Source organism: Bacillus sp. FSL K6-0268 (assembly GCF_038005425.1).
In the GTDB taxonomy this organism is placed as follows: Bacteria; Bacillota; Bacilli; order Bacillales; family Bacillaceae_G; genus Bacillus_A; species Bacillus_A thuringiensis_S.
In genome coordinates this window covers 51,200-65,221 of sequence record NZ_JBBOTF010000005.1, presented here as the reverse complement: position 1 = coordinate 65,221, position 14,022 = coordinate 51,200, and the positions used below count along the sequence as shown (strand labels likewise).

The window sequence follows — 14,022 nt, the reverse complement described above, 5'->3', positions numbered from 1 at the left end:
TTCTTGAATATAAAGGTGCATGACTAGCAAGTTATTTGGTTCTGGTGCAAAAAGATTTGAGGAATTGCAGGTAATCTCTAAACCTTGGACATACTGATAGTATTACTCTATAAAAGGCGTGTGATTAGTATGAAAAAGGACAATTTGTTTAAATGGAAGCATTACCAACCAGATATCATTGTATTAACTGTACGTTGGTACCTACGGTACAATCTAAGTTTTCGAGATTTGGTGGAAATGATGGAAGAAAGAGGATTATCTTTAGCTCATACAACGATTATGCGCTGGGTCCATCAATACGGACCGGAACGGGATCAACGGATCCGACGTCATCTGAAACAAACAAATGATTCATGGCGAGTGGATGAAACGTATATAAAAGTAAAAGGGCAATGGATGTATTTATACCGTGCGGTTGATTCTGAAGGAAATACGATTGACTTCTATCTCAGTAAAACTAGAAATCATAAGGCTGCAAAGCGATTCTTTTTTAAAAAGGCTTTGCAGTCTTTTCATGTCTCAAAACCTCGTACAATCACAATTGATAAAAATCCTGCTTATCCAGTTGCCATCACTAAATTAAAGAGCGAAAAAAAAGTGCCGTTAGGCACTCAAATTCGGCAGATAAAATATCTAAATAACGTAGTGGAGCAAGACCATCGCTTCATTAAAAAGGTTCCGTTGCAAAGTTTTTGGAGCTGAGCTAGACTGTAGAAAAATGAGATGAGGAGCCTAACATATGGGATATTTTAAAGGAAAACAATTCGAGAGAGGCATTATCTTGGTAGCTGTCGGCTACTATTGTCGTTTTTCTTTAAGCTATCGCGACGTATCTGAACTTTTGAGAGAGCGTGGTGTTTCAGTTCATCCTACAACTATTATGCGTTGGGTCCATGAATATGGAAATATCATTTATCAAATTTGGAAGAAGAAAAATAAATCAGCACATTCCGTATGGCATTTAGGCCTCACGATACATGCCCATCAACTTAAGAGAACAAATAAAATGAAGTTCCCTTCAAAATAGCTACCAATTGTTCATCATATTGATTATTTCTAAAAGCACGCACACTAAATAAACTCTACCGAGTTTTATTTTTAAAACTATGCAGCTTTCTTTTGTTCCCTAGCTATACTATACTCATAATGAACACCCATGATATCAAAGACCGTTTTCTTCTCATATCGATGAGATTTCCGTCCGTTTTGTTGTAGAAGGTGGAACAGACGAATTAGAAGCTTTGTTATCTCTTGGGTGTTTTTCTGTATGGCTTGATAGAGGAGAAATAGGTGATCTTGAATCATTCCTATCGCTTTATATTCACTTAATTCTATTTGTTTCTTCTGTAACAAAAGTTGGCGCATTTTAAATATAGTAGAAGAACATAAAAAAATAGCAATTAGTTTTCCATATAAGTGGCACTCTATTCTTTCTCGTTTGACAGTGCGACAATGATCTATATCAAACAATGATTTCCACGTTTTAAAAACAATTTCTATCTGCCAGCGTAATGTATACAATTCATGTACTTGTTCCATCGGAACCCATTCCCAAGGTGCATTTGTCACATATACATTTAATCCTGCTACTAATTTACTTTTCTCTGAATAGGTTCTATGTTTCAACTTTTCTTTTTCTGCAATTTTTTTCAAGCGTTTTTGTAATTGTGCTGCTGTTAAACGATGAAAAACGAGACGTGAAAATAACTGCTGTTTATCTCCAATATAAGCTTGCTGGTATTCTATTGTTTCACCTGGTTGGAGTTGATTCAAAATTTGCATGACATTGATTTGTATGTATTCTGATTGCTTTTTAATGGTACCATTTTTAAAGTACTCCGGACTTGGATTTTTTACATATACGTTCGTATTTAACTTTAACCTCGAAATATAATATGTCCCCCGTTGATCCATTTGGTCTAAATCTTCTAATGAGAAATACCCTAAATCACGAATACATAAATCGCCTGGTCGTAACGTATCTAAACATTCTGTTCCGAATGTTTTATCATTATTTTTTCCAGGTCCCACTTGAAAATTGAGAAATTGGCCACTATGTAAGTCATATTCTAATTGAATTTTGATCCCAGCTGTTTGCGCACAACCACCTGAACCAGGATATATATGTTCCAAAGTATTAGGTACCTGAAACATAGTGGCATCCATGATGCGAATACGTTTAAAATGAGTATAAAGTTGGCTAGAAATGTGCGTTTGCTCGCAGACTTTTTGTTGTAACAACAAAGAAAAGATATGTTTTAAAAATAACACTGATTTTTCATTAAATCGTTTATTTAAGCCCTCCGGACTAAGTACAGTACCTGTAACTGCGTGAAGCCTACTACATAATCGTACTAAAGGATCACTGGCCACCCTTTGGCTAATCCAAATACAAATGGTAGCTAAATCTGCCCCCGAAAATTTGCGCTTTCTCTTTACAAATTTCATCTCTCTTGCGAGTTCTTCCAAAAAATCAGGTGTGATATAGCGCTGTAATTCTTCTGCAAATGGTTGTAACTCCTCTTGAATCGAGAGATTCATAAAAAAACGTCACCCTTCCTTATAGTTTATTAAGAAAGAATAACGTTTTTTTTGTACTTGGGGGTAGTAAAAAGGCTTAAGTTGATGGGCATGGCCTCACGATACCATTTCGGGAAAATTGTACGTTTAGACACAATTTGGACACATTTCAAGTGATTCTTTGTAAAATATCAAAATTTTTGATTCCTTCATTTGCCTTTTACTATCTATTTCTCATGATTTCGGTGAAAATGAGAAATATGTTATTACTTCAGACGGGATGAAACAAGAATGAAATGCTATCAATTACATTTGGAATTAGTGGGATGCCCTTTCCCTATTTGGAGAAAAGTTATTTTACCTGCGAAATTAACTTTTGATGATTTACATGATGTGATTCAATGCTTATTTCAATGGGAGCACCAACATTTATTTGAATTCACTGTAGGAAAATATACTATATCGGATCCACCTGATTCGAGTATTCCCTTTTCCATGTTGGAATTGACAACACCATCTCGAATGCTGCGCGCTCATAGAACCATGCTACTTGAACAAATCAAAAAGAAGGGGCAAATTTTTCAATATGTATACGACTTTGGAGATCACTGGTTGCTACAGATTCAAGTTGAAGATGTACTCGATCAAAACTTTGATGAAATAACATGCATTGGGGGAGAAAATGCAGCTCCTTTAGAGGATATCGGAGGTATTCCGGGATATATTGAATTTTTAGAGGCAATAAAAGATTCTTCACATCCACAATATAAACTCTTCGCAGAATGGGATTTATTAGATTTTGATCCTACTGCATTCGATATACAAGAGGTAAATAAGGGATTAACCTATTGTGATTAATGAATACCTACAGTACAAAGAAACCCTGATTTATATATTTTGAATAAAAAAGACTGTTGTTGAATTTCACACAGCAGTCTTTTTATATGACAATCTGATTAAGAGGCATCTGCAATTTTATACTCTAAAAACAGGCTCATTCCAACTAAAAAAATGATGACTATGTAATGAATCGATGGAATAAGAACGCAACATAGAATGACTTCTAAGCATAAAGTACCTCTTTTCAAAACTTCGTAATTCAAAATTTTTGTGTCATGTAAAGAACAAAGAAATTTTAGATTCGGATATACCATATAAAAATTCCATAATAAGAGCACAGGTAAACTAAATAAATACAGCTCAATCATAAATATGTTTATCATAATCGTATCTAACGTACTGTTACCAGTAATAAAAATGCCAGGAAGAGCTACTACAAATACTAGTACGGTAATAGGAATAATAAAAATATAATAATCGATAAGAAGTGTAAAGGACTGAACGTAAAGATGTTGTTGTTTTCTCCATCGAGATGATTTGAAATAAATAAGAACATTTACAATAAAAAATAGCAAGATAAAGAGTAGTGGCACTATAATTCCTCCTGATGAATGATATCCTCTCAATTTTTTTCTATGCCATATAAGTATACAAGCATGATTCAAATAAAAGAAAGTTACTTCTTTTGTGTACAGAAAATTGTATATTTCTGTACACTTTATTTTTTAGTAAAAAACACTACAATTTTTCCTATTATCGTGTCCATAAACAGTGTACAATTATGTATGTTCAGATATCTATCTAAAATTAAATTATTGAACAGGGAGAGACTACAAATTGAAAATTGGTTATGTTCGTGTATCAACTGTAGATCAAAATTTGGATTTACAAATAGATGCTTTAAAGGCGTATGGATGTGATGAAATATTTGAAGACAAGTTGAGTGGCATCGCTGGAAAAAGGCCCGGCCTTGAAAAGGCTCTTCAATATGTGAGACCTGGTGATTCTTTGGTAGTCTGGCGACTCGATCGTTTAGGAAGAACGATGCATCATCTCATCCAAATTGTAAATGAATTAAATGAACAGGGCGTTAGTTTTTATAGTGTACAAGAAAATATCACGATGGATCGCTCTAGCGCTACAGGACAATTAATGTTTCACTTATTTGCTTCTTTTGCAGAATTTGAAAGAAACCTCATTCGTGAACGGACAGAGGCGGGAAGAATTGCCGCAAGGGCTCGGGGACGTTTTGGTGGAAGACCTGAAAAATTAGGAGAAAAAGAACAACAAATGATACAAACACTCGTGTCTAAGAAAACTCCCATTAAAGATATTGCGCAAATATTAAAGATTTCTCGTACAACAGTGTATCGTTATTTACAGAAATAGGAGGAATTTCAGATGGCGACGAGAGAAGTTCTTACTCAAACGCAACGAGAATACTTTTATGAATTATCAGACCAGATGAGTGAACGAGAGCGAATACGATACTACACTTTATCGGAAGAAGATATACAAATCATCCGTCAACAACGCGGCGCAACGAATCAATTAGGTTTTGCGGTTCAATTGGCCTATTTACGATTTCCTGGTCGACCATTCGCTTCTGGAGAAAAAATACCCGATTTTCTTGTTTCGTTACTTGCAAAAAGATTAGGAATCGTGCCTGCAGCTATACATCGTTATGCGAAAATTCGCGATACAACAAGGCGAGAACACATCAGCAAAATTCGGAAACATTTTGGATTCCGTGCTTTTACCTTACGAGAATATCGAGAGTTAGCAAATTGGCTTCTTCCAACTGCACTAGGGACAGATAAAGGTCTGGTTTTAGTTGATCTTTTGATACAAGAAATGCGAAAAAGAAAAATCATTCTTCCTGCCATGTATGCCATAGAACATGTAGTTTGGGCGGTATGTGAACGTGCAGAAAGGCGAACGTTTAAAAAGTTAACAAAAGCGTTATCTCCACAACAACTTTTACAATTAGACCAGCTATTAACAAAGTCTGCAGACAAACATATTACGAATTTATCCTGGTTACGAAAACCACCCGGGACGGTTTCTCTTAAAAATTTTCATAAAATATTAGACCGCGTTCAATTTATTCAAAGGCTTGCATTACCATTAGAAAACGGACAAGAGATTCACCAAAATAGATTACTACAATTAGCTAGGGAAGGCTCACGATATTCCACCCAACATTTGTCTCGATTCCATTCCCTGAAACGGTATGCAACTTTAATGGCATTTATCATTCATATTTATGCTTTTTTAATTGATCAAGGTTTATATGTAAATGAAAAATTACTTGGGCGCATGTTTAAACGAGGAGAAAAAATACATAACGATTCATTCCAAAATGACGGAAAATTAATTAATGAGAAAATCCGTTTATTTGCAAAACTTGGGAAGGTTTTAATTGAAGCAAAAGAAACCGAACAAGATCCTTTTGTATCATTACAAGCTGTTATACCATGGGACCAATTTGTTCATTCGGTAGAACAAGCGGAAGCGTTGGCCAGGCCTGCAGAATTCGATTATTTAGAATTACTGGATACCTATTATGGACAATTTCGCAAGTTTGCCCCGCGACTTTTACAGATTTATACGTTTCAATCTTCCGGTATCACCCAAACATTATGTGAAGCACTTGAAATCTTAAAGGAACTGAATACATCCAAGAAAAGAAAAGTTCCTGAATGTGCTCCCATGGATTTTATAAAATCCAAATGGTTGAAACATGTTTTACAAGAAGATGGCATTGACCGTCATTACTATGAATTTAGTGTATGGACAGAATTATGTAATCACCTTCGTTCGGGAGATATATGGGTACCAGGAAGTAAACAATACAAAAACTTTGATGAGTACTTATTACCGGTACCAACCTGGGAAGAAATCAAAAGAAAACAACAAATTCCGTTGTCTATTGCTACAAATGTAGAGGAGTATATACAAAATCGATGCGGATTGATGCAAGAACAATTAACAATGGTAAATCAACTCATTCAAAACCAAGAATTATCGGATGTTTCTGTTTATGGCGGTCACATCCAAATTCCATCTTTAAAAAAGGATGTTCCAGACGATGTAGCAGATCTTACAAGGGCTATTTATGATGTATTACCACGTATTAAGCTAACAGAACTATTAGTAGAAGTAGACTCTTGGACCCAGTTTAGTCAACAGTTTGTACATCTTCATACGAAAACGGGGCCAAAAGATGAAACTACATTATTTGCGGCTATTTTAGCCGAGGGAATTAATCTTGGATTGAGTAAAATGGCTGATGCATGTCCTACGATTACCTATACCCAACTTGCTTGGATAGCAGATTGGTATATCAGTGATGAAAATTATACAAAAGCTCTGGGAGTCTTATCAAATTTTCAACGACAAAATAGGCATGCTACCTATTGGGGCAATGGAACCACTTCTTCTTCAGATGGACAATATTTTAGGTCAAGTGGGGCTTCTAGTCCATTAGCTCAAGTGAATGCCAAACATGGGAGAGATCCTGGGCTAAACTTCTATACTCATATTTCAGATCAATATGATCCTTTTTACGCCCAAGTCATTAGTTCTTCTGAGGAGGCGCCTCATATTATAGACGGATTATTATACCATGAAGCCGATACTAGAATTGAAGAACATTATACGGATGCTGCTGGATTTGTAGATCATGTATTTGCTATGTGTCATATGTTAGGGTTTCGATTCTCTCCGAGAATTAAAAGTATAGATAAGACGAAAATTTATACAATCGACAAACCTTCCTATTATCCAGAGCTAAACTTTATGATTGGCGGCACTATACAAATGAAACATATACGAGACAACTGGGATGCATTATTAAGATTAATCAGTTCTGTGCAAAATGGAACAGTTACTGCATCTCTTATTTTAAAAAAGTTAGCATCTTATCCACGGCAAAATAGTTTAGCGGTAGCATTACGAGAAATTGGACGTATAGAAAGAACATTATATACATTAGAGTGGCTGCAAGATCCTGCACTGAGAAGGCGCGTTCAAGTGGGGCTAAATAAAGGAGAAGCGAAACATTCACTTGCACGAGCTGTGTGTTTTCATCGATTAGGAGAAATACGTGATCGTTCTTATGAAGACCAATTGCATCGAGTGAATGGTCTTCAGTTATTAATTTCTGTAATTGTTATTTGGAATACAGTGTATATTGAAAAAGCGATTGAATTATTACGATCGCAAGGAATGGAAATTCCAGAAGAATATGTGCAACACATTTCTCCATTAGGTTGGGAACATATTGCATTAACGGGCGATTATATCTGGAATGTACAGCAAAAGGCATCGATTCATCATTTAAGACCTTTGCGAACAAAATATGCAAGAAATAGATACTAACACCCATTACCGATTCCGTATGTAAATACGGAATCGGTAAAAATGTGTCCAAATTGTGTCTAAACGTACAATTTTCCCGAAATGGTATCGTGAGGCCATGCCCATCAACTTAAGCCTTTTTACTACCCCCAAGTACAAAAAAAACGTTATTCTTTCTTAATAAACTATAAGGAAGGGTGACGTTTTTTTATGAATCTCTCGATTCAAGAGGAGTTACAACCATTTGCAGAAGAATTACAGCGCTATATCACACCTGATTTTTTGGAAGAACTCGCAAGAGAGATGAAATTTGTAAAGAGAAAGCGCAAATTTTCGGGGGCAGATTTAGCTACCATTTGTATTTGGATTAGCCAAAGGGTGGCCAGTGATCCTTTAGTACGATTATGTAGTAGGCTTCACGCAGTTACAGGTACTGTACTTAGTCCGGAGGGCTTAAATAAACGATTTAATGAAAAATCAGTGTTATTTTTAAAACATATCTTTTCTTTGTTGTTACAACAAAAAGTCTGCGAGCAAACGCACATTTCTAGCCAACTTTATACTCATTTTAAACGTATTCGCATCATGGATGCCACTATGTTTCAGGTACCTAATACTTTGGAACATATATATCCTGGTTCAGGTGGTTGTGCGCAAACAGCTGGGATCAAAATTCAATTAGAATATGACTTACATAGTGGCCAATTTCTCAATTTTCAAGTGGGACCTGGAAAAAATAATGATAAAACATTCGGAACAGAATGTTTAGATACGTTACGACCAGGCGATTTATGTATTCGTGATTTAGGGTATTTCTCATTAGAAGATTTAGACCAAATGGATCAACGGGGGACATATTATATTTCGAGGTTAAAGTTAAATACGAACGTATATGTAAAAAATCCAAGTCCGGAGTACTTTAAAAATGGTACCATTAAAAAGCAATCAGAATACATACAAATCAATGTCATGCAAATTTTGAATCAACTCCAACCAGGTGAAACAATAGAATACCAGCAAGCTTATATTGGAGATAAACAGCAGTTATTTTCACGTCTCGTTTTTCATCGTTTAACAGCAGCACAATTACAAAAACGCTTGAAAAAAATTGCAGAAAAAGAAAAGTTGAAACATAGAACCTATTCAGAGAAAAGTAAATTAGTAGCAGGATTAAATGTATATGTGACAAATGCACCTTGGGAATGGGTTCCGATGGAACAAGTACATGAATTGTATACATTACGCTGGCAGATAGAAATTGTTTTTAAAACGTGGAAATCATTGTTTGATATAGATCATTGTCGCACTGTCAAACGAGAAAGAATAGAGTGCCACTTATATGGAAAACTAATTGCTATTTTTTTATGTTCTTCTACTATATTTAAAATGCGCCAACTTTTGTTACAGAAGAAACAAATAGAATTAAGTGAATATAAAGCGATAGGAATGATTCAAGATCACCTATTTCTCCTCTATCAAGCCATACAGAAAAACACCCAAGAGATAACAAAGCTTCTAATTCGTCTGTTCCACCTTCTACAACAAAACGGACGGAAATCTCATCGATATGAGAAGAAAACGGTCTTTGATATCATGGGTGTTCATTATGAGTATAGTATAGCTAGGGAACAAAAGAAAGCTGCATAGTTTTAAAAATAAAACTCGGTAGAGTTTATTTAGTGTGCGTGCTTTTAGAAATAATCAATATGATGAACAATTGGTAGCTATTTTGAAGGGAACTTCATTTTATTTGTTCTCTTAAGTTGATGGGCATGTATCGTGAGGCCTTTAGATGAAACCTATATCAAAGTCAAGGGAAAGTGGCGTTATCTTTATCGTGCGATTGATAAGGAAGGTCACACATTGGATATTCAACTTCGCAAAAAGCGAGATCATCAAGCAGCCTATATGTTTATGAAAAGGTTAGTGAAAGCTTTTGGAGAACCAACGGTTCTCACAACAGACAAGGCTCATGCTTTACTTTGTGCGTTTAAAAAACTAAAACATAATGGCTTTTATGTGCATACGAAACATTGTACTGTTAAGCATTTCAATAATCTCATCGAACAAGACCATAGACATATCAAACGACGTTTTGTTAAATCCGCAGGATTTCAAAACCTGCGCCATGCTTGGGGTATGGCAACCAAAAGCGAAATATGGGGCCATATGCAATAATTTCCCAAATCAAAACTAATTATTGTAACAAAAAGGTATAGAATTAATATTGTGACGAATTATTTTTGATACAGTATTTTGTTACAGCTAGTTCAACAGTTAGGATATTTCATATTTTTAAACACAAAACGTAACAAAAACGAACGTTTAAGTTACAGTTTGGTCCCTTCACTAAAATAATTGGAATTTATTTGCATATGGCCCCGGAAAAGTGTTTTGGTTGCCATACCTCTGCTTCACGTACATTGAAAGGAATCGAAACGGTTCATGCCATATATAAACAAAAGAGAAGTCACATTCCAGACTTCTCTTTTTCAACGTACAAGGAATTACAGCAGTTATTTAAAACTGCTTAAACTACAACCGTATTTTGTAAGCAGGTTGATGTTTTTTCAAACTTTGCAACAGAACCTAATTGGTACTCACTATATCAACTTGATATGTATTTCCCAAATACAGTTAATTACCCAGAGTATTTTATATTCTTTCCATCTACGATAAAACGTGGCTTCACTTATATTCGTGATTTTACATATTTCTTTCACCGTCTTGTTTGTTGTTTCATGTAATTCCATTGCATGTTTCACTCCATCATGTTTTAGATTTAATTTTTGTTTTCGTCCTTTATATATACCTTTTCTTTTAGCAACTGCAATTCCTGCTTGTTGTTTTTCTTTGATCATTGTCCGATCTAACTCACTAAAAGCAGACATAATTGTCAAAATAAATTTTCCAGAAGGCGTTCTCGTATCAATCCCTAAATTCAATATTACTAAATGAATGCCTCGTTTTTCTAATTCTTCCGTTAGTTCCAGTAACTGTTTTGTATTCCTTCCTAGTCGGTCCATTCTAGTTACAACCAACGTATCTCCTTTAATGAGTTGATTTAGCAATTGGTCCAATTTTCCTTTTTGTTCTAGTACGCCAGATATTTTTTCATGAACAATTTGATCTACTTTTGCATTCCTTAATTGTTCGATTTGAGAATCTAAGTTTTGATCAAAAGAAGAAACACGTGCATATCCAAAAATCATTACAATATCCTCCAATCTCCCTTTTTAAAAGACAAGTGTATATGATAGCTTGATTATACAGTAAAATCAACACTCTCTCAACCTATCGATAAAGTACACTCTATTGATAGTGAAATTAACGTTATAATAAACATTGAATATAATAATAATACAATAAAAAACGTATAAATTAATGTGGATTTGGTATATTTTGTCTTATTCCCCCTCGTATATTAATATTTAAGCCCTATCTCAGGCTTAGTTTTTCTCTCTAATAAGAGTCCAGTAATAAAGAAAATACTTGGACGTCTCAAGATATTTCTAGATAATGGTCTTAGGATCATTTGGGACAATTCTGTATTCCCCTGTGGATTTACCACACGAAAAGAGTGTTTCTCAGTGAACGCGCGGGGCTCCCTACTCGCAGGCTGAGCAGCCTGATCCTCGAACCTAGATGTTAGTAGCTCTAGGGCGGCTTTCGATTCAGGACTAGCTCTTATACACGAGGTTGTTGGTCGGCGTACACACTAGAGATATCTCGAGACGTCCAAGCAATGATTCTAAATCGAAAGGAGGTCTCTTACGTGAGATTATTTGTTGGTCTAGATGTAAGTTCGTTTGATATGAAAGTTTGCTTTTTAAATGGTGAAGGAGAAAAGCTAGATTCTTTTTCAGTCAGTAATGACTTACCAGGTGCACAGGTACTTAAAGAACGATTATTACAGTGCACAACCAATCAAGAGGTTGAAACTTTAAAAATCGGCTTAGAATCTACATCTGTTTACAGTTTTCACCCATCCATGTTTCTCCATCATGACGAAGACTTAAAAAGATTTGGCACAAAGGTATTTCTTCTAAATCCAAAACAAGTCGCAAACTTCAAGAAAAGTTATTCAGACATGAATAAGACTGACGAAATTGATGCCTTTGTCATCGCTGATTATTTACGATTTGGGCGAAATCAAATGTCCATCGTGAAAGAAAGTCAATACGTGGCATTACAGCAATTAACAAGAGCTCGTTATCAACTCGTTAGAATGTTGACAAAGGAGAAACAACATTTTCTACAACACCTAAGTTATAAATGTAATACGTTCTCACAAGAAGTCGATTCTTCTATATTTGGTAACGCCATGATGGAATTGTTCCTTGAAAAATTCAGTCTAGAAGAGCTAGCTGACATGCCTTTAGAGGAACTCGCTGAGTTCCTACAGGAAAAGAGTAAAAATCGATTTGGTGACCCGAAATGTGTCGCATCAACCATTCAAAAGGCTGTTCGCACGTCGTACCGTTTAGATAAGGTGGTAGAAGACTCAATCGATATTCTTTTAGGAACATCAATCGAAATCATTCGTACCTATCAAAGACAAATTAAAGAACTAGAAAAATCTATTAAGCGGATCATGGCTGGATTAACGCAAACATTAGAATCCATTCCTGGAATCGGGCCTATATATGCCGCTGGTATTATCGCTGAAATTGGCCAAATCGAAAGATTTGACGATGAAACCAAAATCGCAAAATATGCCGGGTTATATTGGCGTACATACCAGTCTGGCCGGTTCACCGCTGAAAATACTTCATTATCTCGTAATGGGAATCATTACTTGCGGTATTACTTAGTTGAAGCCGCCAACTCTGTAAGAAAGCATGTATTGGAATACCAAGAATATTACGCAAAAAAGTATAATGAAGTACCAAAACATCAACACAAACGTGCACTCGTTCTAACCGCAAGAAAATTTGTGCGATTGGTGGATGCGCTACTACGTAATCACCAACTCTTTACGCCTGAAAGGTGTGTGAAAGTGTGACATAAAACTTGTCATCGCTACCTTTCAATCAATTCCAGTATTTTACATGCGGTGCTGGTCTAGTTTCGTGATGTCTTTTTTAAGCAATTTGTCCTTTGATAACTTCAAAATATATTATTTTTCAGTTGACATACTACCGCAGGTCTCTATTTCACACGTCTAATTCCGACGAAGTGATCAGCCCAGTATTTTTGACTTAAATCCGCATAATGCAAATGGGTTCCACCCGCATTAAACATTTTATTATTACCAATGTAGATTCCAATATGTGAAATACCTTCTTTATATGTCCCTTGGAAGAAAACCAAGTCACCTGGTGCTGGATTATCCACTGGTACCGTAGCATTATACATAGATTCAGCGGTTCCACTGATCTTAATCCCAACTTTGTTATAGCTCCATTCAATAAGCCCTGAACAGTCAAAATTTGGTGGCGCCCTACCCGCCCATACGTAAGGGTAACCGTCATATGGTGTTACTAACGCCATAATTTCATTAAACTTCGCATTAGCTGGACCATCGCCTGTTCCATCTCCAGGGCCAGATCCGCCCCCCTGATTCGTAACAGTATAATACTTTAAAACTTTTTCAACATAGGAAAAGTCGCCATAACAGTAGGGCGATCGGAAGCCACATTGCGTTCTTCCTCCATTGTGTTCTAAGGCAAATTGTTTTGCCAATTCAAGCGTATATTCACCACCATTACTGTTTATATAGTTTAAAAAACCTGGCCCGAAATTATAAGTTTGCAAAGCTAGTTTAATACGATTTATATCAGAAGGACTTTGTACATTTGCTATTGTAATAGAATGTTTAAATTCCTGTACCCCGCACCAAACGGAATAGTCCGGATCAGATATACCATTCTGAATTTTGGGATATCTTGTATTAAAAGCCCCTTCCGCTGACTGCATGACATCGAGCAAACGGCCGCCGCTTTCCTGCATAATTAGGCTAAGCATTAAAGGTACATAAGGCTCTACACCAAATTCTTGTGCATATTTTCGTACAAGGGGTTCCCACTTTAACACTTCCGCTGGTACGGTTGCAGTTCCTACTCCTGGTCCAATAGGATTTGCATTCTGTCCTCCCTCTTCTTTCTTTTCCATGCCTTGCCCAAACAAAACAAGTATGATAAATCCAAAAAAGAATAGAACTGCAAAGATTTTTGCCGATAACAGCGTCAAAAAGATTCGTAATTTCCAAGGTTTCTTTTTCTTTTTTTTGATACTCTTGACCACTTCTTCTTGCAGTTCTTCATGAATGACTTCTTGTATTTGTGCCTTCATCACCTA

9 protein-coding genes and 3 pseudogenes are annotated in these 14,022 nt (G+C 35.8%); 8 read left to right on the top strand and 4 right to left on the bottom strand.

Annotated features, from left to right (window positions below; all coding sequences use genetic code 11):
• Positions 1–129: 129 nt before the first annotated feature.
• Together MHI28_RS35065 and MHI28_RS35060 are read left to right on the top strand one after the other, a co-directional pair.
• Positions 130–675 (top strand): annotated as a pseudogene (locus tag MHI28_RS35065) (IS6 family transposase); the annotation flags it as partial.
• Between the two features lie 64 nt (positions 676–739).
• Positions 740–973 (top strand): annotated as a pseudogene (locus MHI28_RS35060) (IS6 family transposase); the annotation flags it as partial.
• A gap of 131 nt (positions 974–1,104) precedes the next feature.
• Here MHI28_RS35060 and MHI28_RS35055 read toward each other — a convergent pair.
• A complete protein-coding gene (locus tag MHI28_RS35055; protein WP_199665201.1) occupies positions 1,105–2,541 on the bottom strand; it encodes an IS4 family transposase in 1,437 nt (478 codons plus the stop codon).
• A gap of 270 nt (positions 2,542–2,811) precedes the next feature.
• On the opposite strand from MHI28_RS35055, the gene MHI28_RS35050 reads away from it, so the two are divergent.
• Entirely contained in the window at positions 2,812–3,378 is a 567-nt protein-coding gene (locus tag MHI28_RS35050; protein WP_100910645.1) for a plasmid pRiA4b ORF-3 family protein, read from the top strand.
• A 98-nt stretch (positions 3,379–3,476) separates the two neighbouring features.
• On the opposite strand, the gene MHI28_RS35045 is transcribed toward MHI28_RS35050, so the two are convergent.
• Complete coding sequence (locus MHI28_RS35045) at positions 3,477–3,953, bottom strand: hypothetical protein (RefSeq protein ID WP_100910644.1); 477 nt, start codon at positions 3,951–3,953, stop codon at positions 3,477–3,479.
• A 244-nt stretch (positions 3,954–4,197) separates the two neighbouring features.
• On the opposite strand from MHI28_RS35045, the gene MHI28_RS35040 reads away from it, so the two are divergent.
• The 4 genes and pseudogenes from MHI28_RS35040 to MHI28_RS35025 all read left to right on the top strand — a co-directional run.
• A complete protein-coding gene (locus MHI28_RS35040; protein WP_000690668.1) occupies positions 4,198–4,749 on the top strand; it encodes a recombinase family protein in 552 nt (183 codons plus the stop codon).
• 12 nt (positions 4,750–4,761) lie between these two features.
• Complete coding sequence (locus MHI28_RS35035) at positions 4,762–7,743, top strand: Tn3 family transposase (protein ID WP_340829272.1); 2,982 nt, start codon at positions 4,762–4,764, stop codon at positions 7,741–7,743.
• A gap of 189 nt (positions 7,744–7,932) precedes the next feature.
• Positions 7,933–9,369 (top strand): IS4 family transposase, encoded by a 1,437-nt coding sequence (locus tag MHI28_RS35030; RefSeq protein WP_199665201.1) that lies wholly within the window; start codon positions 7,933–7,935, stop codon positions 9,367–9,369.
• 141 nt (positions 9,370–9,510) lie between these two features.
• Positions 9,511–9,852, top strand: a pseudogene (locus MHI28_RS35025) (IS6 family transposase); the annotation flags it as partial.
• Between the two features lie 473 nt (positions 9,853–10,325).
• On the opposite strand, the gene MHI28_RS35015 reads toward MHI28_RS35025, so the two are convergent.
• Complete coding sequence (locus MHI28_RS35015) at positions 10,326–10,934, bottom strand: recombinase family protein (protein ID WP_340829269.1); 609 nt, start codon at positions 10,932–10,934, stop codon at positions 10,326–10,328.
• Between the two features lie 563 nt (positions 10,935–11,497).
• Between MHI28_RS35015 and MHI28_RS35010 the strand changes: the two genes are divergently transcribed.
• Entirely contained in the window at positions 11,498–12,727 is a 1,230-nt protein-coding gene (locus MHI28_RS35010; protein ID WP_100909797.1) for an IS110 family transposase, read from the top strand.
• Between the two features lie 146 nt (positions 12,728–12,873).
• Here the strand turns inward: MHI28_RS35010 and MHI28_RS35005 are convergent, their stop codons facing one another.
• Complete coding sequence (locus tag MHI28_RS35005; protein ID WP_340829266.1) at positions 12,874–14,016, bottom strand: bifunctional lytic transglycosylase/C40 family peptidase; 1,143 nt, start codon at positions 14,014–14,016, stop codon at positions 12,874–12,876.
• Between the last annotated feature and the right edge of the window lie 6 nt (positions 14,017–14,022).

Excerpts from the sequence above, each read along its gene's own strand:
- MHI28_RS35055 (WP_199665201.1), bottom strand. The coding sequence starts at position 2,541 with ATGAATCTCTCGATTCAAGAGGAGTTACAACCATTTGCAGAAGAATTA.
- MHI28_RS35050 (WP_100910645.1), top strand. The coding sequence starts at position 2,812 with ATGAAATGCTATCAATTACATTTGGAATTAGTGGGATGCCCTTTCCCT.
- MHI28_RS35035 (WP_340829272.1), top strand. The coding sequence starts at position 4,762 with ATGGCGACGAGAGAAGTTCTTACTCAAACGCAACGAGAATACTTTTAT.
- MHI28_RS35030 (WP_199665201.1), top strand. The coding sequence starts at position 7,933 with ATGAATCTCTCGATTCAAGAGGAGTTACAACCATTTGCAGAAGAATTA.
- MHI28_RS35015 (WP_340829269.1), bottom strand. The coding sequence starts at position 10,934 with ATGATTTTTGGATATGCACGTGTTTCTTCTTTTGATCAAAACTTAGAT.
- MHI28_RS35005 (WP_340829266.1), bottom strand. The coding sequence starts at position 14,016 with ATGAAGGCACAAATACAAGAAGTCATTCATGAAGAACTGCAAGAAGAA.